The organism is Pseudomonas frederiksbergensis, assembly GCF_003732705.1.
Lineage (GTDB): Bacteria > Pseudomonadota > Gammaproteobacteria > Pseudomonadales > Pseudomonadaceae > Aquipseudomonas > Aquipseudomonas frederiksbergensis_F.
In genome coordinates this window covers 93,688-114,374 of the sequence record NZ_MOBR01000023.1, presented here as the reverse complement: position 1 = coordinate 114,374, position 20,687 = coordinate 93,688, and the positions used below count along the sequence as shown (strand labels likewise).

Genomic DNA, 20,687 nt, shown 5'->3' with positions numbered 1-20,687 from the left:
CGTGTCATTCAACATTGATATCGACTGATACGACGCCTTCGCGGGCAAGCCTCGCTCCTACAGGGGCGGTTATTTGTAGATCGGTATCGAACGCGTCCCGGACACCGGTGATGACTGCGCTCTGAGCCGCTCGCCCAGCCGCTGAATATTGGCTTCCCCGGTGTTCAATGCTTGCACGCTGGTGTGCACGGAGTAGCTGCCCATTTTCAAGTCGTGAGGATGGGGCACCGCCGAGCCGAGCACAAACACCGCATCGCCTTGCTCCCCGGCCTCAAGCGTCAACGCTCCGTTGCCATGTTCGAACGCCACCAGTTCACCTTCCAGGATCGGTTCCGGTGAATGCAAGGTGCCACGGCTGACGCTCAACCACAGCACCTCATGGCCTGCGGGCGGCTGGTATTCCCAGCGTTGACCGGCAGCCAGGGTGACCAGTAAATAAGTGATCCCCGCAGGCGCACGCACCGGGCTGCGCACACCCTGATAGTCACCGAGAATGACCCGAGCCGGGCCGGCGTGGGGCATGGCATCCGCCTCGAGGTATTGGCTGTCCACCGGCGCCAACTCAAGCTCGGCGGGCAGCGCAATCCACAACTGAAATCCCTGGACCCGCGATGACGTGCCGGCCGACAACTCTTTGCCGTGCCACACGCCGGCGCCGGCGCGCATCCATTCCACGCCGCCATAGCTGATCAGCCCGGTGCCGGAATCCGGGTCGTCAAACCGCAGGTTGCCTTCGGTGATCACGGTGATGGTGGCAATCCCGGAATGGGGATGCAGCGGCATGCTGCCAAACAGCCGCAGATCGGTTTCGAACAGGTCCAGGAACACGAACGGTTTGAGCAACTGCCCAAAATCCGAAGGGCTCATGAGCCGGACGATAGGGCCGTGGCCATGACCGCGGGTGCTGTGGCTGATGCGACGGACGTTTTCGTGTAGACGAGCGCTGAGTGAATTCATCTTCATGCCTCGGACTTTCAAAGAAAGACGCCAAGGGTATCCAGCGCGTAATGCGTTGATAAGTCGCTGTGATTGGCTTGAACCCGTCCATTTTTGCAAGTAATGCCGTGGGGGATCTCAGTGAAGGCGCGGGGCTTGAACATTGTGTATCCGAGCCGTCGGCAGCTGCCGCTGACGGTCAGTCGATCTGTCCAGCAGATCGTCCGTCACCTGGAGTCGGACGCGTCAGCACCCTCCACATGACCGGGTTCGGCGCCCAGCAACCGCTCAATCTGGGCCAATTCCCAAGTGCTGAGCAAACTCACCGGATCGGTGCCGTAGCGTTGCCAACTGTCGAAAACACCTTCGCGGCCGTCCGGGCTCTGGCAGCGTTGGCAGTGACGCAAACGGTGATCGTCAAGGTCGAGGGTCAGGCGCCAGCCCTCGATGTCGATTTCCACCTGGTCGGATGCGCCGGGCGGACCAAGGCGCTGAAAAGGACGGGTGCCCAGAGCGGCGTCGCGCAATAACTGGCACACCTCGCGGGCGGTCAGGGCAGGGCGGTGTGCGTTCATTCCCCGTCTTTCGTCGACTTGATGACATTGCTGCGCAACCGCACGATCGCTTTCTGCAATTGGGTGAATTCGTCCTGGGTCAGGCCCGTGGTATCGGCACCCAATTGCGGCTGGTCCTTGCGTAGATCGCGACCGGCCTGCGTCAGTTTGATCCGTACCTGGCGCTCATCTTCCGGGTCGCGTTGGCGCTGGAGATAGCCCATGGCTTCCAGTTTCTTCAGGATCGGCGTGAGGGTGTTCGATTCCAGAAACAGCTTTTCACCGAGGCTGCCGACGGTCTGATTGTCCTCCTCCCACAGCGCAACCACGGTGATGTATTGCGTGTAGGTCAACCCGACCCGTTCGAGCACCGGTTTGTAGGCTTTGCCGAAGGCCAGGTTGGTGGAATAGACCGCAAAACACAGGAAGTCGGAGAGCTTCAGGTCGGCGGGAAGAGTCTTGTCGGTAGGTTCCATGTGCATCCTCTGTGGCCAGGTTGATGGCTTGAATGCGTGAAATATACATCGTGTGCGATGGTGTCGGAAATGCTCAAAGCTGCCGCCGCCGTCGACGTGGGGGCCGATTCGACGCGCAGGGTAGCGTCGAACCGGCCACACGAGGTGTTACGCCGTGAGCACGTTCAGCGCCACGTCAATGTTGCCTCGGGTTGCTTTCGAGTACGGGCAGATCTGGTCTGCGGTGTGCGCCAGCGTGGTTGCCACCTCATGAGCCAGGCCTGGCACCCGTAACGTCAATCGCGCCTGGAGGAAATAGGCCGGGCCGGTCTGCCCCAGATCCACTTCGATATCGACGGAGAAATCCGACGGCAACACCACGTTCATCTCACCGGCGACCAGGCCGACGGCAGCGGTGTAGCAGGCTGACCAGGCGCCGGCGAACAGTTGCTCGGCGGCCGGGTGCGGTTGAGTGCCTGCGAACACATGTGCTGGCTTCGTATTGCCGGGCGACGAGAGTTGGATGTCGACGCTGCCGTTATGGCCGCGGGAGCTGTTGCCCGTGCTGCTGATGGTGGTGTGGGTTTTGCCGGTGGCCAGTACTTTTTCAATCTTGCTCATGACGGGTTCTCAATATTTTGTAGTGGTATTCGCATGCGCTTATATCGCATGCGATATATATGAGGCGTTTAGGAAGTTCAGTTGTGATCCAGTCTGCTCAAGGCGTTACGCCGTGAGAACGTTCAGGGCCACGTCGATGTTGCCTTTGATCGCTTTCGAGTACGGGCAGATGCTGTCGGCGGCGTGTACCAGTGCGTTGGCGGTGTCTTCTGACAAGCCTGGCACGCGCAGGGTCAAGCGAGCCTGGAGGAAGTAAGCCTGACCGGTCTGGCCCAGATCGACTTCGATATCGACGGCGTGATCGGCCGGCAACTCCACGTTCAGCTGCTTGGCAGCGAGGCCGACAGCGGCGATGAAACAGGCTGACCAAGCGCCGGAGAACAGCTGCTCGGCGGTCGGGTGCGGCTGGATGGCGTTGAACACGTGGGTCGGTTGGGTGCTGCCGGGCGAAGAGAGTTGAATATCCACGGTGCCGTTATGGCCACGGGACGTGGTGCCAGCGCTGCTCAGGGTGGTGTGGGTTTTGCCGCTGGCCAGGACTTTTTCGATCTTGCTCATGGGATGAATCCTCAAAATTGCATTAGGTTTGGGTTTGTTATCGTGTACGTTTATATCGCATACGATTGAATAATATTCCTCCGGATGCGCAAGGGTGTCAATAGGGGATTTTGGGTGTTGCCGACGAGTGGTGTAGCGCGGTTTTCCAGACGATGCTCGAACAGCCCGGCGATGGAGCTGTAAACTGGCCGCCCGATACACGACCCACTTACAAGAGATCCTCAATGGCAAACCAAGACATCACCTTCATTCCCGACCCAGACGCGGATTCCATCTCCTCCGACGTCGCCGGTTTCGGTGGCCTGCTGGTTTCCACCCAGATCCCGACCCGCGCGGATGGCAGCCTGGAGCTGGGCGGAATTGTCGAGCAAAGTGAATGCACTTTGCGGGCACTCAAGGTCGCGCTGGAAGGCGCCGGCAGTTCCATGGATCGGGTCTTGCACCTGACCATCTACCTCACCGACATGGCCGACCGCGCCGCGTTCAACGAGGTGTACCAGCGCTTCTTCGCCAAGCCCTGGCCGGTGCGCGCCGCCGTGGGCGTGGCCGCTCTGGGGGTGGTAGGCATGCGTGTGGAAGTTACCGCGATGGCGGCGAAGGGCTGAATCTGCGCACTGAGCTGGCGACCGTGCATAGCGCGCGGTCGCCACGCCTTATTGCCGTCAGGCGTCTTTAACGCGAACGGTGGATAAGCCGCGTCGATGCCGATCCCGCGCAGGTGCCCTTGAGCAACGTCAAGGTGGGGTTGCGTATTCCGGACGATGGCATTGCCGAGTCTTGGTCAGGCGGGGAGTACATTCAATGTTGAGTGCCGACTACCGGGAAGCGCACGCTGAATGTAGTGCCAACGCCGGCTTTTGAAACCACCGAAACATCCCCGCCATGCGCCCTCGCGATTTCCCGGACAATGAACAACCCAAGCCCGACGCTGCGCACGTCACTGTCGGTTTCCGTGCCCCGGGTCATGGGCTCGAACAGCACCTGCAGCAACGCATCCGGGATCACCGGTCCGTGGTTGTGAACTGCAATAACGGCGTGGTCATCGACCCATTCCGACGTCACGGTAATAGGCTGCTGCAAATCGCCATAAGCCACGCTGTTGGCGACCAGGTTGCCGATAATCTGTTGCACCCGGTCAGCATCCAGGTACGCGTTGCCTGAACCGGTGGACTTATGCAGCAGCGTCGCTTGCGCAAAGGCGACACGCAGTTCGTCAATGCTATGGCTGATAAACCGGTGCAGATCCAGCGAGTCAGGTGAGATCGCAATACCGCGACCGACTCGGGCCAGGGCGAAGTCCAGCAGGTCGGCGATCATCCGTTGCGCACGGTCCGCCGATTGACTGATGTGGCCGAGCATTTTGCTTTCTTTGGGCGTGCGCTCGGCTCGGGCGAGGATATCGGAGGCCATCTTGATGGCGGTCAGCGGGTTTTTCAGGTCGTGGCTGACGATGGCGACCATTTGCTCGGCGAACGTGGCGCGGCGCAGGGATTTTTCGTAGGCGTCGTTCAGTTCGATCTGGGCGCGTTGCAGGGCGATTTCCGCAGCGGTTTTTTCACGCAGCAGATCTTCAGCGATTTTCCGGGCGTTGAGTAGTTCGCGCTCGTACTTGTCGCGATCGGTAGTGCCGAACAGCGCCAGTTCATAATAAGCACCACCAGCGTGTTCACGGCGGACACCGTTGAGCAGCATGGTGACGGTGCGTTTTTCCTGATGGATCAGATCGAGTTTTACCTCGGCCACCGAGCCTTGCATCTGCATCAGCGGCGCCCAGTGGGTTTGGTGGAAAATCCGCCCGCCCATGGTCAGCAGATCCTGGAAACGCCGACCGATCAACGCTTGGGCGTCGAAGCCGATCCAGAGGCTGAACGTCTGATTGCTGCGCAGAATCGTGCCATCTTCTTTCGTCACCACCAATCCGCAGGGGGCTTGTTCGAACAGTGCCTGCGCGTCGGGCAGCGACGGTTGCTCAGTCGACATTGGCGCCCATCCACGGCGACAGGAAGTGGTCCATGGCTTCGGAACAGGCGCTCGGCGCGCTCATGTGCGGACAATGGCCGACGTTGGCCACCAGGCTGAGCGTGCTGTTGGGCAGGACGGCGTGCAGGTATTCACCGACCGCGACTGGGGCGATCAGGTCGTCGGTGGATTGCACAATCAGGGTCGGCGTGGTCAGCCCGGCGATGTCCTGGCGGTTGTCGGACAGGAACGTCACCCGCGCAAATTGCTTGGCGATCTCGGGTTCGGTGCGGCAGAAGCTGTTGGTCAGCTCCTCGCCCAGCGCCGGCTGCCCGGGCGCGCCCATGATGACCGGGGCCATGGTGCTGGACCAGCCGAGGTAATTGCTGTCGAGGGTATCGAGCAGCGAGTGGATGTCCTCGAGTTTGAAACCGCCCACGTAGTCGTCGACATCGATGTAGCAGGGCGAAGGGCCGATCATCACATGGGCGGCGGTTTTGCCGGGGGACAGTCGATCAGCCAGGGCACCGATCATGCCGCTGACGGAATGGCCAACGATAATCACCGGGCCGCTGGCGTATTGGTCAATGATCTCATTCAGGTCCCGGGCGTACCCGGCCAACGAGTTGTATTTTTCCCGGTCATACGCATCGAGGTCCGACTGGCCCGCACCGACCAGGTCATACAACACGACCTTGAAACGACCGGTGAAGTGGTCGACGAGATAACGCCACATGGTCTGGTCGCAACCGAAACCGTGGGAAAAGACCAGTGTCGACGGACCTTCACCCAGCACTTTCACGTTATTGCGATGTTGAAGATCCATGCGTGTTTTCTCGAACTGGGCAAAAGGCATTTTTGGCGTCTTTGGCAGTGTAGATAGTCAAAGGTGTCCGGTCACGCGTTAAAGCCGCATGCGGTTTTGATAAAGGATTCGGGTTCGATGGCAACGGGCGTAACAGAAGCGACTCATTCGAGCCGCCTCTGTTGGGTGATTACGCCCGCCGCGGCAGTTTCCAGTTTGGGCGGATGAAGTGGCAGGTGTAGCCGTCGGGCAGTCGTTCGAGGTAGTCCTGGTGTTCCGGTTCGGCTTCCCAGAACGGACCGGCCGGGGTGATTTCGGTGACGACTTTGCCAGGCCACAGACCGGAAGCCTCGACGTCGGCCACGGTGTCTTCGGCGACCTGTTTCTGCTCATCGCTGAGGTAGAAGAGGGCAGAGCGGTAGCTGGCGCCGATGTCGTTGCCCTGGCGATTCTGGGTCGTCGGGTCATGGATCTGGAAGAAAAACTCGAGAATCTGGCGGTAGCTGATCTGCTCCGGGTCGAACACGATTTCGATCGCTTCGGCGTGGTTGCCGTGGTTGCGATACGTCGCATTCGGCACATCGCCTCCCGAATAACCGACCCGCGTGGACAGTACGCCGGGATAGCGTCGCAGCAGATCCTGCATGCCCCAGAAGCAACCCCCGGCCAGGATGGCGGTTTCGGTTTGCGTCGTCATGGATAGTCATTCCCCTTGGTGAAGTGGCACGGTTACTGATTGCTGATCGGGCTGTTGAACTGGTCGGTGTAACTGCCGTCCATCAGCGAGGATGCCACGCGATCCGAACCTATTCCACTGCGCGAGTAAGCGAGGCGATTTGCGTTGACGTGATCGGAACCATCGGAAGCGACTGCCCCGGCGCCAACGTGATCGGAGCCATCGGAAGCGACTGCCCCGGCGCCGACGTGATCGGAACCATCGGAGGCGACTGCCCCGGCGCCGACATGATCGGAACCATCGGAGGCGACTGCCCCGGCGCCGACGTGATCGGAACCATCGGAGGCGACTGCCCCGGCGCCGACGTGATCGGAACCATCGGAAGCGACTGCTCCGGCGCCAACGTGATCGGAGCCATCGGAAGCGACTGCACCAGCCCCAACATGATCTGCGCCATCGGAAGCGACTGCACCAGCCCCAACATGATCGGAACCATCGGAGGCAACTGCACCGGCGCCGACGTGATCGGAACCATCGGAGGCGACTGCCCCGGCGCCGACGTGATCTGCGCCATCGGAAGCGACTGCACCAGCACCAACATGATCGGAACCATCGGAGGCGACTGCCCCGGCGCCGACATGATCTGCGCCATCAGAGGCGACTGCTCCAGCGCCGACATGATCTGCACCATCCGCAGCAACAGCCCCAGCCCCAACATGATCCGCACCATCCGACGCCAAGGCTCGTGCCTCAGCCGCCCACGCACCGGGCATTACCACGGTTGCCGCGAGCGCCAATACAACGCCTGAAAAAAACTTGTATTTCATGATGTTCTCCCTAACCCATCAGCCACAAAGCCATTGAGCACGGTCGGTCGTTTGATCCTGGACGATACGACGCTGGGGCTCGGGCTGGTTACGTTGGCGATTGGCACGGGTGCGCCGCACAGCGCACGGGTGTCGACGTGTTTCATGAATCACGGATATCGAACTCAAGAGTATAGATCGCCCAGGGCGACGGATCCGGGCCGGTGACCATCGGTCCGGGGGGGGCGCCAGGGGTAACAGCCTGCAATTCCACTTCGCTTAAGAAAGCACCTGCTTTTGCCCCGCGACGTGGCCTTCGGTAACGACGTGCACCGGATTGGCCTGTCCGCTGGCCGAAAAAGAACAATTCACCGATTAAAAACTTTCCATCAGGTCTTCAATTCTGAATTTGGCACGGTAAACGCATAAGTGTGGTTACACGATTGTTGAACAATCGTGATCACCCGCCAACCGAGGATACGAACATGCAAAAAGGTCTGACTGGCAAGAACACCAAGCGCAACCTGGCGCTGACAGTTGCCCTGGCGTGCGTGGCGCCGCTGCTGTCTGCCGCCGAGATCAAGGGCACGCTCAAGCCGGGCGAGCTGTCGGTCGGTTCCGACCTGACCTATCCGCCGTACACCTACTTGGAGCAGAAGCAGCCCAGCGGCTTCGATCCGGAGTTCATCCAGTTGATCGGCAAACAACTGGGGCTGGCTCCGCGCTTCCTCGATACGCGATTTGCCAACCTGATATTGGGCGTCAATGCCCAGCGTTTCGACCTGGTCGCTTCGGCGCTGTACGTCACCCCGGAACGCTCCAAACAAGTGGATTTCCTGAGCTACCTGAAGACCGGTTCTTCGCTGATGGTGCTCACGGCCAGTGAGTTCCGGCCACAACGCCCGGAAGATCTGTGCGGCAAGCGCGTGGGCTCGATCAAGGGCGCGTCCTGGGTGCCCAAACTCAACAAAGTGTCCGCCGAGTACTGTCTGGCCTCGGGCAAACCGGCGATTGAGTCCCGCGAATTCCCCACCTCGCCGGAAGCGGCCCAGGCCCTGCTGGCCAAAGCGGTCGACGTGCAGATGGAAGATCCCGCCGTCGCCAAGATCACCGTGCAAAAACTGCAGGGCAAAACCGTGATCAGCTCCAACGAACTGATCTACCCGGTGGTCATTGGCCTGGCCGTGCGCAAAGGCAATCAGGCGCTGCTGGGAGAGCTGACCACGGCCCTTGGCCAGATCAAGCAGAACGGCAGTTACGGTGAACTGCTCGCCCGCTACAACCTGGACGAACCGAATGCCGAGGAAATCAACGCGGCGCTGGGCACCACCACACCCTGAGACCTGCGGTAGCCGATTCATCGATTCTTTCCAGGCTGTGCAAGCGTCACAGCAACGCGGAGTACGTACATGCAATTCGATTGGCATTACACCTTGGGCCTGTTCTGGAACGGCGACTTCTGGCAAGCCGTGGCGACAGTGGTCGAACTGAGTCTGGAAACCTGGTTGCTGGGGATCGTCCTGGGTTTCTTCCTGGCCCTGGCGCGACAGTCGCAGCGGCGTTTCCTGCGGGATGCGGCCGGCCTCTATATCTGGTTTTTCCGCAGCCTGCCGTTGCTGGTGCTGTTGATCTTCGTCTACAACTTGCCCCAGGCGTATCCGTCCACCAGCGCGTTGCTGTCCAACCCGTACTCGGCCGGCCTGATTGCCCTGGTGCTCAGTGAAGCGGCGTATATCGCCGAGATCCACCGCGGCGGTCTGCTGGCGGTGGCCAAGGGGCAGCTGGAAGCGGGCAAGGCCCTGGGCGTCGGTTATCGCGGCGTGCTGCGGCTGATCGTGGTGCCTCAGGCGCTGCGCGTCGCGTTGCCGACCCTGGCCAACGAATACATCACCATCGTTAAGCTGACCTCGCTGGTTTCGGTGATTTCACTGTCGGAAATCCTGCTGGTCGGCCAACAGCTCTACACCCAGAACTTCCTGGTCATGGAGACCATGTTCGCGGTGGCCTTCTACTACGTGTTTATCGTCACGGTGTTCAGCCGCCTGCTGCGTCTGCTGGAAAACCATCTGGACGTGACCCGGCGCAAACCCAAGCGCATCGCCGTCGTAGAACTCGGGGGAGTGGCGACCGGGCGTACTGCCGGCCAGGCCGAGCCCGGCGAGTTTGCGTTGCAGGCGCGGGGCGTGCGCAAGTCCTATGGCGAACTGGAGGTGCTCAAGGGCGTCGAGCTGAATGTGCGTTGGGGCGAGGTGGTGTCGATCATCGGTCCGTCCGGCTCCGGCAAGACCACGCTGATCCGCACCATGAACGGCCTGGAAAGCCTCGACCATGGCGAAATCATCCTGCAAGGCCAACCCTTTCTGCGGGGCAGCAAAGAACCCCAAGGCGCTTTGGGTCACAAGGTGCATATGCAGGGCATCGTGCAGGTTGGCATGGTGTTCCAGGGCTTCAACCTGTTCCCGCACAAGACCGCGCTGGAGAACGTCATGCTCGCTCCGGTCTATCACGCCCATGGCGGCGGCGATGAGCTGCGCTTGTTGAGCCTGGCGCTGTTGCGCAAAGTGGGCATGCTGGAACACGCCGGCAAATACCCGCATCAACTCTCCGGCGGCCAGCAACAGCGGGTGGCGATTGCCCGGGCGCTGGCCATGCGACCGTCGGTGATGCTGTTCGACGAGCCGACCTCTGCCCTCGATCCGGAACTGGTCGGCGATGTCCTGGCGGTGATCGAGGAACTGGCCCGCGAAGGCATGACCATGGTGATCGTGACCCATGAAATGAACTTCGCCTTCAGGCTTTCGGATCGGGTGGTGTTTATGGAAGGCGGAGAGATTATCCAGAACGCCGCGCCGCGGGAGATGCTGGAGCAGCGCAGCGAGCGCATGACCAAGTTCCTCAAAGACGTACAACTGGCGTGAGCGGAGGGAGTGCAATCGTGAGTCAACCCAAGGAAAAAAGCCTGTCGCTGCCGGACCAGGTCGCCATCGAGCTGCGCGAAGACATCATTGGCGGGCGCCTGTTGCCGGGCATGCCGCTGGTAGAAAGCGAGCTGGTCAACGCCTACAACGCCTCGCGCAACACGGTGCGTGAAGCGCTGCACCAGTTGGGTCGCGAAGGCCTGACCAGTTATGTGCGCAACAAAGGCGTGATGGTGCGGCGAATGGGCATCGACGATGTGCGCGACATCTTCAAGGTTCGCCGCACCCTCGAATTGCAAGCGATCGCCGCGAGCAAGCCGCTGCGCGAGTATCAGTCCGATCTGATGCTTGATGCCATCGAGGCGGCGCAACTGGCCCAGGATCGCGAAAACTGGCAAGCCTTCGGCACCCACAGTTTGCGCTTTCATCAACACATCGTCGGCCTGATGCGCAGCCCGCTGTTCGACGAATTTTTCACCCATGTAGCGGCCCAGATGCGCCTGGTGTTTTCCAATGCCCCCAGCGAGGAAACCTTCCAGAAACCCTGGCTTGAGCGCGACCGGCATATTCACGACCTGCTGGGCGATGGCCGCAAAAAGGACGCCGAGGAAGCCATGAGCAGCTACCTCAACGACTCCGAAACGGAGTTGCTGCACATTCTGAGCAGCCAACCCAAACACTGAAGAGAGGATCCATCATGTACAAGGATTATCCAGCGGCCTACCAAGTCAGCAAAGGCGCCGCATTGCAGGTCGACAAAGCCTTCTATGACCGCGTGCGCGAAAGCAGGGACGGCCGCACGCTGGTCGAGCAATTCGAAGTGCCGATTCGCACCGGCCGCGCCTGGAAGGTGCCGGCGGGGCATGTGTTTCGCGTGACCACACCGGTGGGGCCGCAGGTCGGCGACTTCAACGTCTGGAGCGCCAACGATCCCCGCGAACGCATGTGGGCGGCCCGCACCCGTCAGTTGCAAGGCGCGCACGTCACCACCTACGACCGCTTATGGTCGAACCTGCCGTTCCTGCGACCGATGGTCACCATCACCGACGACAGCCTGGCCGGTTATGGCATCGACGAACATGGCGGCCGTTTGCACGACCTGCTCGGCACCCGTTGCGACCCTTACGTGAACAAGATGCTGACGGGCGAGGACTTCCATCACCATTGCCACTCCAACCTGACCCGCGCCGTGCTGCCCCATGGCCTGACCGAATTCGACGTGCACGATGTGCTGAACATTTTCCAGTGCACCGGCCTCAATCACGACGACATGTACTTCATGAAGGCGTGCCCGGCAAAACAGGGTGATTACCTGGAGTTCTTTGCGGAAATCGACCTGCTGTGTGCGCTGTCCACCTGTCCGGGTGGGGATTTGTCGTTGCCAATGTGGGGGCCTGATGCGGAGGATCCGTTGAAAGTTTGCCGGCCATTGGGTGTGGAAATTTATCGTCTCGATGAGGCGCTGCTGGAGGGTTGGACGCAGCCTGAACGTGCGGCTTACAACGGAAACCATGGCCTGATGATTCCCAAGGCTGATTGGGAAAAATAACGTCTCGATCCCCTGTAGGAGCGAAGCTTGCTCGCGAAGGCGTCCTGCCTGACACACCGCGTTATCGTTCTTCGCGGGCAAGCCACGCTCCCACAGGGGGCGATGTTGTTTGGGAGACTTGCGGCCCGACGCTGGCCCTTGTGGGAGCGGGCTTGCTCGCGAAGGCTTCAGATGGCGCACTAGAATGAACGGGTCAACCCAAATTCTGGAGAACCAAAATGCTCAGCAAGAACCTGATTTGCCTCTGGTACGACGGCACCGCGCTGGACGCTGCGACGTTCTACGCCAAGACTTTCCCGGACAGCGCGGTAGGCGCTGTCCATCACGCCCCCGGCGACTATCCGGCGGGCAAGCAAGGCGATGTGTTGACCGTCGAATTCACGGTGATGGGCATCCCTTGCCTCGGGCTGAACGGCGGGCCGGGGATCAAGCATAACGAGGCGTTTTCGTTCCAGGTGGCCACCGACGACCAGGCTGAAACGGATCGCTTATGGAATGCGATTGTCGGCAACGGTGGTAAGGAAAACGTCTGCGGCTGGTGCCAGGACAAGTGGGGGCTGTCGTGGCAAATCAGCCCACGCGTCCTGACGGACGCAGTCACCAACCCCGACCAAGCAGTGGCCAAACGCGCGTTCGACGCCATGATGACGATGGGCAAGATCGACATCGCAGCGATCGAAGCGGCTGTGCGGGGTTAGCCTTTGGATTTCAGTGACATAGATATTGAATGTACCGCCGTCTTCGCGAGCAAGCTCGCTCCCACATTTTATTTGGGGTGGTCACAAATCTTGTGTTCACCGCATACCCCTGTGGGAGCGAGCTTGCTCGCGAAGACGGCGGCACAGTCAAAAAAATCTNNTCAAAAAAATCTCGCCTGACACACCGCTTTCGCGAGCAGGCTCGCTCCCACATGTGGCTCGATGTCGTTCGCAATATTTATGACCAACACAGGCCCCCCCTGTGGGAGCGAGCTTGCTCGCGAAGACGGCGGCACAGTCAAAAAAATCTCGCCTGACACACCGCTTTCGCAAGCAAGCCACGCCCGCTCACTCAAGGATGGTAAAGCTTGTATTCCTGGCTAACCCCGCCATAGCCATAGGAACTCGCCTTGCAATCGATGACATGGATGTTCGAGTGCGGGTGCAGGTTGCCGATTTCCTCGGCCAACAACGCGAAAGCTTCCTTCTGATACCGTGCTTTCTGCGCCTTGGTGTTGGTCTCCTCGGGGATGGTGACCTCCAGGCGGAACGAGTTGCGCCCGAGTTCAGCCAGCGAGCGGCTGTCGATGAACCACAGTGCATGCGGGACGAATTGCACCATCACCATGGTCAGTTCAGGATGCTTTTCCAGCACTTCACAGGTCAGCGCAGTGAGCTGGGGGACGATACGCTGGACCAGTTCGGCATTGGGTTCGCCAGCAATTTTCAGTGTGATACCAGGCATGTTGAAATCCTCGCAGGAAGTAATGTCCGGCTCAGAGTAAGGCGCCTGTTGAATGCTGAAAAGCCGGAAGATATGATCCTATCTATCGGTAAAACGGCAGGATAACCATGCGCCCCTTCGACCTTGAACTCTTGCATTCCTTCGCCGTGGCGATGGAATCAGGCAGCCTCTCAGACGCCGCCCCCAAACTGTTTCGCTCCCAATCCGCGTTAAGCGAACAACTGCGCAAACTTGAAGCCTTCGCCGGCGTGACCTTGCTGGAGCGCGGCAAAAAAGGCGTCAGGCCCACGCCCGCAGGCGAGCGCTTGTTGGTGCATGCACGAGAAATGCTGGCCTTCAGTGATCGCGCCCTTGAGGACGTACGGGGCGTCACCTTTGCCGGCGAGTTGCGGCTGGCCATCACCGACTACTTCCTGCCCAGCTCAATCGCCGATCTGCTGAAAAAACTGCGAACACGCTATCCACGCCTGCGTCTGCACGTGTCCGTGCGCAAGAGCATGCAAATCGAGAGCGGGGCGGAGGCGGATGAATTTGATATCGGCCTTTCAATGCGAATACTCGACGGCCGCAGCCTTCCCGAGGGCATAGCGGTTCGACGGGAGGCGCTGCATTGGGTGTCAGTGGCCGGGTTCGAACCTGAGCGAGAAGAAAACACCCCGCTGCCACTGTTGGTCCTGCCCCAGGGATGCAGCTTGCAACGCCTGGCCCGCGAGACACTGGAACAGCACGACGTGCCCTATGTGGTGGCGCATTCCGCGTCCGGCGTCGCCGGGCTGCAATCAGCGCTGGTGGCCGGTCTGGGCGTCGCTTGTTTGAATGCCTCTGCTATACCGCCGGGGGCCGAGGTGTGCCGGTCGGCGCAGCATTTGCCGGTATTGCCCGAGGTCGAGTTCAGTTTGTTACCGCCTCGTCCGGGGGAGTCGGAACTGGTCAGTGCGGTTCGGGAAATGCTGGCGAGCCAGTTCAGTTAGTGGCTTGGGAGTGCTTGCGCTTTCCCTCTTCAGAATTTCCCGACGCTGACGACAACGTACGCACATTCCTTTTGTGTCGTGAGTTGCTCATGAAAAAGATCGCTGTGCTGTTGTTTGCTGTTCTGTTCCTGGCGGGATGCGCCAACCAGAAGTTCAAACCCGAATACCGTACGCAGATACACACCGTGAAGATTCTCCCGGTGTCGTGGAAGCCCCGGGAAATGACTTACATGGGCCGTGAACAAGCGTGGGGCGCGGCATTGGGCGCCGGTGTCGGCGCAGGAGTCGGTATGGCGGCCGGCGCATCGAACGTGGCCAAGGCTGCTTTGGGCGGCGCCGGATTTGCAGCAGGCCTGAAGGCAGGCGACCTGGCCTCGATGTCGACGGTCGATGCGATTCTTTACAACATGGAAAGCTCTGAAATTGACCTGGGGGCGTTGGTCAAAAAGAGCTTCGAAGAACAACTGGCGGCTACCGGCCGATTCAAGATCGTTGGTGAAAACGAACAGGCCGATGCGCAGATTCAGTTGACCATCCTCAACTGGGGTTTCGCCCTGACTCAAGGTTTCAGCAGCGTGGTGTACCCGAATATCGCTGTGAGCGCTGTCATGAAGCGCGGCGATGAACTGATCTGGCAACGCAATGAGCCGATCACCGCATTCAACGGCGCCAACACCTATGGCTACGAGCCGCTGCGCTATCGCACCGAGCCGGAGCTGCTACGGACGGCGTTGACCGGCATTGCGCAAATCGTCGACCGCTATCTGGTCGCGGACATGAATGAGTGATCGTCAGCGTTTGTGATCCTCATGCGACGATTTCCCGGTGCGGCCCTCAACTCCCCTGATTGCCGCACTCTGCAAATTTGCTGTAATCAAGCACCTTTTGCGTACCGCTGGCGTCGAGGTAGGTCATCCGCGCATTCACAATGCCGCACTGGCTGCCGCCGTTTTCGACGATCGAGATGACCTTCTTGATATCCAGGTGGGTCTGCGATGCTTTGCTGACGTCGGCATGGGCCGAGAACGCTGCCACGTTCAAGACCGCGAAGAAGCCGGCGGTAGCCAGTGTTTTCCAGTTCATGATGATTTCCTCAAGATTTAATGGGTCGTTCCTGTGAGGCAAGTTGTCTTGCCTCGATGGAACCCATTTAAGCGATCCGAGGTATCTGCCATGTGTCGTAAACCACGGCTTTTAAGGCAAAAGTTGTCTGGCAGGGCAGCGGATACAGTGAGATACGAAACCGCACGTTGAATGGCCCCGGTCACAGGAATTTGACATGCACGGCGTTGCTCGACACAGTCTCGCCCCGATCCGGCCAACGGTGCCGGACGTTCGGGGTGAAAAGGGGCTGCAGTTGAACGAACACACATTGTCCATGCGCCTGGAACGCGTGGCGGCGCATGTGCCCGCCGGTGCGCGCCTGGCCGATATCGGCTCGGACCACGGCTACCTGCCGGTGGCGTTGATGCTCCGTGGCGCGATTGCGGCGGCGGTGGCGGGGGAGGTCGCGATGACGCCGTTCCGCGCGGCCGAACGCACCGTGCGCGAGAACGACCTGGACCAGCGGATCACCGTGCGCCTGGCCAATGGCCTGGCGGCGATCGAGCCAGGCGACGGGATCACGGCAATCAGCATCTGCGGCATGGGCGGCGAGACAATCCGCGACATCCTCGACAGCGGCAAGGCGCACCTCAACGGCCAGGAACGCCTGATCCTGCAACCCAACGGCGGCGAGCAGCCACTGCGCCAATGGCTGATGGAAAACGGCTACCGCATCCTCTGCGAGGAACTGCTGCGGGAAAACCGCTTCGACTACGAAATCATCGTCGCCGAACGCGCCGGGCCGGTGGAATACACCGCCGAGGAACTGTACTTCGGCCCGCTGCAGATGCAGGCGCGCAGCGCGGTGTTCCTGGCCAAGTGGCAGCGCATCTTGCGTGAAAAGCAGAAGACCCTGAGCAACTTCGCCCGAGCGCGGCAGGCTGTGCCTGAGGAAAAGCTGCAGGAGATTGCCCGGCAGGCGCGGTGGATTACTGAGCTGTTGGCTTGAGCCCGCTCTCACATTTGGTTCGGTGTTGTTCACAGGATGGATGGTCGGCGCAGGCCCCCTGTAGGAGCAAAGCTTGCTCGCGAAGGCGTCAGGTCTGACACACCGCGTTATCGTTTATCGCGAGCAAGCTTTGCTCCTACGGTGATGGCTTCAGGTCTGGTTTACCGCGTTATCGTTTATCGCGAGCAAGCTTTGCTCCTACGGTGACGGCGTCAGGTCTGACACACCGCGTTATCGTTCTTCGCGAGCAAGCTTTGCTCCTACGGTGATGGCGTCAGGTCTGACACACCGCGTTATCGTTCTTCGCGGGCAAGCTTTGCTCCTACGGTGATGGCTTCAGGTCTGGTTTACCGCGTTATCGTTGTTCGCGGGCAAGCCTCGCTCCTACAGGGTTATGGGATGAACCGATACCCAACTCCTGTCTCCGTCACCAGATGCCGCGGCTGCGAAGGGTCCACTTCGACCTTCTTGCGTAACCCACCCATAAACACCCGCAAATACGGCGTGTCAGTCGTATGCGAAGGCCCCCACACCGCTTTCAACAATTGCAAATGGGTCAATACCCGATTCGGATGCGAGCACAGGTGCACCAGCAACCGATACTCCAGCGGCGTCAAATGCAGCGGCGCCCCGGAACGCTCCACCACTCGCCGTTCGATATCGATACGCACCTCGCCAAAGCTCAGCACGGCATTGTTATCGGCCTCTTTCGCTTGTCGGCGTAGCAGCGCGCGCACCCGGGCGAGCAGTTCGCCGGTGCCGAAGGGCTTGACCAGGTAGTCGTCGGCGCCGGTGTCCAGGGCGAGGATTTTGTCTGACTCGGCGCCGCGGGCCGACAACACGATGATGGGCACCGGCGACCAGCTGCGCACGTCGCGGATCAGGTCGATGCCGTCGCCGTCGGGCAGGCCGAGGTCGAGGATGATCAGGTCAGGGCGGCGGGTGCCGGCGTCGATGAGGCCGCGGTGGAACGTGTCGGCTTCGTGCACGTCCAGGCCTTCGGCTTGCAGGGCCATGCGCACGAAGCGGCGGATTTCTTTTTCGTCCTCGATGATCAGGACGTGCGGTACTGATTCGGTCATGGCTGTTCCTCGTCAGTCTGCGGGGCAAAGGGTTCGATGACGGGTGGGGTTTCCCGGGGCAGGCGCAGCGTGAAGCACGCGCCGCCCTCGGGTCGGGTGACACCGGTGATGGTGCCTTCATGAGCCTGGGCGATGGCGCGGCAGATGGCCAGGCCCAGGCCGACACCGGGGATCGCGCTTTCCTTTTTGCCGCGCATGAACTTGCTGAAGATGGCTTCTTCGTGACCGTGGGGCAGGCCCGGTCCTTCGTCGGTGACGCACAGTTCGATGGTGTCCGGCGTGGCCCGGGCGCCCAGGCCGATGGTGGTGGCGGGCGGGGTGTATTTGACGGCGTTTTCGATCAGGTTGATCAGGATGCGTTCGATCAGCACCGCGTCGATCCGCACCGGCGGCAAGTCATCCTCCAGCGCGACGTGCACCGAACGCCCGCCGAGAATCGGCTGGATGGCGCGCAGGGCACTTCCGACCACGTCTTCAACCGGTTGCCACTGGCGATTGAGTACCACTTTGCCGGACTCCAGGCGCGCCATGTCCAGCAGGTTGTTGACCAGCGTGTTCATGCGCAGCGCCGATTCACCCACCGCCGTGGCAATCTCGGCGGCTTCTCCGGTCAAGGCTGGCTGGGTCAATTTAAGCGCTTCGGCGAGCCCGACCATCACCGACAGCGGCGTGCGCAGGTCGTGGGAAATGGCCGAGAGCAGCGAGTTGCGCAAGCGCTCGGATTCCATTTGCACAGTCGTGTCCTGGGCCACGTTGATGTAATGAATGCGTTCGAGGGAAATCGCCAGCAACGACGCGCAGGTATCGAGCAGGCGCCGCTGTTCCGGCACCGCCAGCCGCGTGGTGTCGCGCGGCTGCACCGCCAGGATGCCGCGCACCCGCATCGGTGCCGACAGTGGCAGATACAGCGTAGTGCTGGCGGGCAGAGTGTCGGTGCCGTAGCCCGCCGGTTCGGTTTTGTCGAACGACCATTGGGCAATGGCGAGATCGACTTGCGGTGCATCGCCGGTGACCATCGGCGCCTGCAATTTATTGTTGTCGTCGGCCACCAGCAATGCTGAGCGGGCGCCAAACTCGGCTGACAGGAACTGCGCGCTGACCTGCGCCACCTGTTCGGTCATCAGCGCGGCGGACAACAGGCGTGACATGTCGTACAGCGCGCGCATGCGATCTTCGCGCCGCTGCGCCACCCGCGCCTGGTACGTCAGGCCGGCGGTCATTTGCCCGATCACCAAGGCGACCACCAGCATGACCACGAAGGTCACCAGGTACTGCACATCGGCGAAGGCGAAGGAAAAACGCGGCGAGACAAAGAAAAAGTCGAAGGCGCCGACGGACATGAACGCCGCCATCACCGCCGGGCCACGACCGAAACGCACCGCGACGGCAACCACCGCGAGCAAAAACAGCATGACGATATTGGCTTGCTCAAGGATGCCTGATAGCGGCAAGGCGATCAGCGTCGTCACCGCGCAAATCCCGGCGCTCCACAGATACGCCGACCATGGAATCGGGTTTTCCCCGGTTGCCGGTGCGCTCTCGGGGCGCGGACTGCTGGCCGGCAACGACACCTGAATCACATCCAGATCAGCGCCCAATGCGCCAATCCGATCGGCCAACACTTGACGCCAGAATCGGCGGCGCGGCTGCTCGTCACGCCCCAGCACCACTTTGGACAGATTGTGCTGGCGCGCATACCTGACCAGGGTTTCGGCAATGTCCTGGCCGGCCAGGGTCGAGATCTGCGCGCCCATTTCCTGCGCCAGTTTCAACGTTGCGAGCACGCGACGACGCTTGGCTTCGGGCAGGCGCTGCAACGCCGGGGTTTCGACATACACCGCGTGCCACGGCACGTTCAGTTGCGCGGCCAGGCGCGCCGTCGAACGCACGGTTTTTTCTGCCTGTTCATGGGGGCCGATGCAGGCGAGCAGCGAGTCGCGGGTGCCCCACACCGGTTTCACCGCGCTGCTTTGGCGGTACTGCAACATGTCGCTGTCGACCCGGTCAGCGGTGCGGCGCAGGGCCAGTTCGCGCAGGGCGATCAGGTTGCCTTTGCGAAAGAAATTCTGCACCGCGCGCTCGGCCTGTTGCGCCAGGTAAACCTTGCCTTCTTTCAAGCGCTGCAACAGATCGTCGGGGGGCAAGTCGACGATCACCACTTCGTCGGCGGTATCGAACACATGGTCGGGCACGGTTTCCCAGACGCGAATTCCGGTGATGCCGCCGACAATATCGTTGAGGCTTTCCAGGTGCTGGACGTTCATCGTTGACCACACGTCGATCCCGGCGCTGAGCAGTTCTTCCACGTCTTGCCAGCGTTTCGGGTGTCGGGAGCCGACGGCATTGGAGTGGGCCAGTTCGTCGATCAGGATCAAGTCCGGTGCGCGGGCGAGGGCGGCGTCCAGGTCGAATTCGCTGAGGGTGCGCTGTTTGTCGATGACCCGTTTGAGCGGCAGCAGCTCGAGGCCTTCGGTCAACGCCTGGGTTTCGGCGCGGCCATGGGTTTCGACTACGCCGATCAGTACGTTGGTGTCCTGCAACTTCGCAGTATGCGCGGCGGCGAGCATGGCGTAGGTCTTGCCGACCCCGGCGCTGGCGCCGAAGAAAATCTTCAACCGACCGCGTTTGGCTTGCGCTTCCTCTTCGCGAATCCGGGCCAGTAGCTGGTCCGGGTCAGGACGTTGTTCGGCCATCACGCTCACCGTGTGTGAGTTGGCGCTCAGTGTGCGGCGTCGAGCGCCAGGTTCAGGGCCAGCACGTTGACCCGAGGCTCGCCGAGAAAACCGAGCAGCGTGCCTTCAGCATACTCGCCGATCAACTGGCGAACCTTCTCGATGGGCAAATGACGCACCCGCGACACCCGGTCGGCCTGATACAACGCCGCCGCCACGCTGATGTGCGGATCAAGACCACTGGCGGAACTGTAGACCAGGTCGGCGGGCACCGTGGCGGTGTTGCCAGGATCGGCTGCGTGCAACGCCTCGATCCGCCCCTTGACCGCGTCCATCAGCGCCGGGTTCAGCGGGCCCTGATTCGAGCCGCTGGAGGCCTGGGCGTTGTAGGGCATGGGGCTGGTGGCGGAAGGGCGGCTCCAGAAGTATTTCGGGTCGCTGAACCCCTGGCCGATCAGCAACGAACCCACGGTTTTGCCATCCCGTTCGATCAGGCTGCCGGCGGCCTGATGGGGAAACACCAGCCGTGCGATGCCGGTGGTGACCAGCGGATAGGCCAGGCCCGTGAGCAGCGAAAAGAAGATCAACAGGGTCAGCGCCGGACGCAACAGAGTGGCCATGACAGTGCT

At 61.0% G+C, this 20,687-nt stretch carries 23 protein-coding genes; 10 read left to right on the top strand and 13 right to left on the bottom strand.

Annotation, left to right across the window (positions count from 1 at the left end; all coding sequences use genetic code 11):
• Nucleotides 1-69: 69 nt before the first annotated feature.
• The 5 genes from BK667_RS23090 to BK667_RS23070 form a co-directional block, all read right to left on the bottom strand.
• Entirely contained in the window at nt 70-957 is an 888-nt protein-coding gene (locus tag BK667_RS23090; RefSeq protein ID WP_259698157.1) for a pirin family protein, read from the bottom strand.
• A gap of 206 nt (nt 958-1,163) precedes the next feature.
• Entirely contained in the window at nt 1,164-1,511 is a 348-nt protein-coding gene (locus BK667_RS23085) for a DUF7693 family protein (RefSeq protein WP_123599017.1), read from the bottom strand.
• Nucleotides 1,508-1,966, bottom strand: a complete 459-nt coding sequence (locus tag BK667_RS23080; protein ID WP_123511517.1) for a MarR family winged helix-turn-helix transcriptional regulator — start codon at nt 1,964-1,966, stop codon at nt 1,508-1,510. Before BK667_RS23080 ends, BK667_RS23085 begins: the two co-directional genes overlap by 4 nt.
• Before the next feature lie 147 nt (nt 1,967-2,113).
• Nucleotides 2,114-2,566, bottom strand: coding sequence for an Ohr family peroxiredoxin (locus tag BK667_RS23075; protein WP_123599016.1), 453 nt, complete (start codon nt 2,564-2,566; stop codon nt 2,114-2,116).
• A 105-nt stretch (nt 2,567-2,671) separates the two neighbouring features.
• Nucleotides 2,672-3,124 carry an Ohr family peroxiredoxin gene (locus BK667_RS23070; protein ID WP_123599015.1) on the bottom strand — a complete coding sequence of 151 codons (453 nt, stop codon included), beginning with the start codon at nt 3,122-3,124 and terminating at the stop codon, nt 2,672-2,674.
• A 224-nt stretch (nt 3,125-3,348) separates the two neighbouring features.
• Between BK667_RS23070 and BK667_RS23065 the strand changes: the two genes are divergently transcribed.
• Entirely contained in the window at nt 3,349-3,729 is a 381-nt protein-coding gene (locus tag BK667_RS23065; RefSeq protein WP_123511523.1) for a RidA family protein, read from the top strand.
• Nucleotides 3,730-3,922: 193 nt separating this feature from the next.
• On the opposite strand, the gene BK667_RS23060 is transcribed toward BK667_RS23065, so the two are convergent.
• The 3 genes from BK667_RS23060 to msrA form a co-directional block, all read right to left on the bottom strand.
• Nucleotides 3,923-5,104 (bottom strand): PAS domain-containing sensor histidine kinase, encoded by a 1,182-nt coding sequence (locus BK667_RS23060; RefSeq protein ID WP_123511525.1) that lies wholly within the window; start codon nt 5,102-5,104, stop codon nt 3,923-3,925.
• Nucleotides 5,094-5,909 carry an alpha/beta fold hydrolase gene (locus tag BK667_RS23055; protein WP_123599023.1) on the bottom strand — a complete coding sequence of 272 codons (816 nt, stop codon included), beginning with the start codon at nt 5,907-5,909 and terminating at the stop codon, nt 5,094-5,096. Before BK667_RS23055 ends, BK667_RS23060 begins: the two co-directional genes overlap by 11 nt.
• Before the next feature lie 169 nt (nt 5,910-6,078).
• Nucleotides 6,079-6,585 (bottom strand): peptide-methionine (S)-S-oxide reductase MsrA, encoded by a 507-nt coding sequence (gene msrA / locus BK667_RS23050; protein ID WP_123599014.1) that lies wholly within the window; start codon nt 6,583-6,585, stop codon nt 6,079-6,081.
• A gap of 149 nt (nt 6,586-6,734) precedes the next feature.
• Between msrA and BK667_RS33335 the strand changes: the two genes are divergently transcribed.
• From BK667_RS33335 to BK667_RS23020, 6 genes are all read left to right on the top strand, one after another.
• The gene (locus BK667_RS33335; protein WP_185058267.1) at nt 6,735-7,373 is read left to right on the top strand and encodes a hypothetical protein; all 639 of its coding nucleotides are present in this window, start codon (nt 6,735-6,737) and stop codon (nt 7,371-7,373) included.
• A 482-nt stretch (nt 7,374-7,855) separates the two neighbouring features.
• A complete protein-coding gene (locus BK667_RS23040; RefSeq protein ID WP_123599013.1) occupies nt 7,856-8,710 on the top strand; it encodes an ABC transporter substrate-binding protein in 855 nt (284 codons plus the stop codon).
• Nucleotides 8,711-8,779: 69 nt separating this feature from the next.
• On the top strand, nt 8,780-10,288 hold the full coding sequence (locus BK667_RS33865) for an amino acid ABC transporter permease/ATP-binding protein (RefSeq protein WP_123599012.1): 1,509 nt from the start codon (nt 8,780-8,782) through the stop codon (nt 10,286-10,288).
• A 17-nt stretch (nt 10,289-10,305) separates the two neighbouring features.
• Nucleotides 10,306-10,971: a GntR family transcriptional regulator gene (locus tag BK667_RS23030; RefSeq protein ID WP_123511533.1), complete on the top strand. Its 666-nt coding sequence runs from the start codon at nt 10,306-10,308 to the stop codon at nt 10,969-10,971.
• A gap of 14 nt (nt 10,972-10,985) precedes the next feature.
• Nucleotides 10,986-11,837 (top strand): urea carboxylase-associated family protein, encoded by an 852-nt coding sequence (locus BK667_RS23025; protein ID WP_123599011.1) that lies wholly within the window; start codon nt 10,986-10,988, stop codon nt 11,835-11,837.
• A gap of 218 nt (nt 11,838-12,055) precedes the next feature.
• The gene (locus tag BK667_RS23020) at nt 12,056-12,535 is read left to right on the top strand and encodes a VOC family protein (protein WP_123599010.1); all 480 of its coding nucleotides are present in this window, start codon (nt 12,056-12,058) and stop codon (nt 12,533-12,535) included.
• Nucleotides 12,536-12,887: 352 nt separating this feature from the next.
• Here the strand turns inward: BK667_RS23020 and BK667_RS23015 are convergent, their stop codons facing one another.
• Nucleotides 12,888-13,280, bottom strand: a complete 393-nt coding sequence (locus tag BK667_RS23015) for a tautomerase family protein (protein WP_123599009.1) — start codon at nt 13,278-13,280, stop codon at nt 12,888-12,890.
• A gap of 107 nt (nt 13,281-13,387) precedes the next feature.
• On the opposite strand from BK667_RS23015, the gene BK667_RS23010 reads away from it, so the two are divergent.
• Nucleotides 13,388-14,251 (top strand): LysR family transcriptional regulator, encoded by an 864-nt coding sequence (locus BK667_RS23010; RefSeq protein ID WP_123599008.1) that lies wholly within the window; start codon nt 13,388-13,390, stop codon nt 14,249-14,251.
• 89 nt (nt 14,252-14,340) lie between these two features.
• The gene (locus BK667_RS23005) at nt 14,341-15,039 is read left to right on the top strand and encodes a hypothetical protein (RefSeq protein ID WP_123511542.1); all 699 of its coding nucleotides are present in this window, start codon (nt 14,341-14,343) and stop codon (nt 15,037-15,039) included.
• A 46-nt stretch (nt 15,040-15,085) separates the two neighbouring features.
• On the opposite strand, the gene BK667_RS23000 is transcribed toward BK667_RS23005, so the two are convergent.
• Nucleotides 15,086-15,334 carry a DUF2790 domain-containing protein gene (locus tag BK667_RS23000; protein WP_123599007.1) on the bottom strand — a complete coding sequence of 83 codons (249 nt, stop codon included), beginning with the start codon at nt 15,332-15,334 and terminating at the stop codon, nt 15,086-15,088.
• Nucleotides 15,335-15,608: 274 nt separating this feature from the next.
• Here BK667_RS23000 and BK667_RS22995 point away from each other — a divergent pair, with 274 nt between their 5' ends.
• Complete coding sequence (locus BK667_RS22995) at nt 15,609-16,304, top strand: tRNA (adenine(22)-N(1))-methyltransferase (RefSeq protein WP_311198937.1); 696 nt, start codon at nt 15,609-15,611, stop codon at nt 16,302-16,304.
• Between the two features lie 392 nt (nt 16,305-16,696).
• Here the strand turns inward: BK667_RS22995 and BK667_RS22990 are convergent, their stop codons facing one another.
• Genes BK667_RS22990 through kdpC form a run of 3 tightly spaced genes read right to left on the bottom strand, consistent with a single transcriptional unit; the run spans nt 16,697 to nt 20,678 of the window.
• Nucleotides 16,697-17,386, bottom strand: coding sequence for a response regulator (locus BK667_RS22990; protein ID WP_123599005.1), 690 nt, complete (start codon nt 17,384-17,386; stop codon nt 16,697-16,699).
• On the bottom strand, nt 17,383-20,079 hold the full coding sequence (gene kdpD, locus BK667_RS22985) for a two-component system sensor histidine kinase KdpD (RefSeq protein ID WP_123599004.1): 2,697 nt from the start codon (nt 20,077-20,079) through the stop codon (nt 17,383-17,385). Before kdpD ends, BK667_RS22990 begins: the two co-directional genes overlap by 4 nt.
• A 26-nt stretch (nt 20,080-20,105) precedes the next feature.
• Complete coding sequence (gene kdpC / locus BK667_RS22980; protein WP_123511552.1) at nt 20,106-20,678, bottom strand: potassium-transporting ATPase subunit KdpC; 573 nt, start codon at nt 20,676-20,678, stop codon at nt 20,106-20,108.
• Nucleotides 20,679-20,687: the final 9 nt, after the last annotated feature.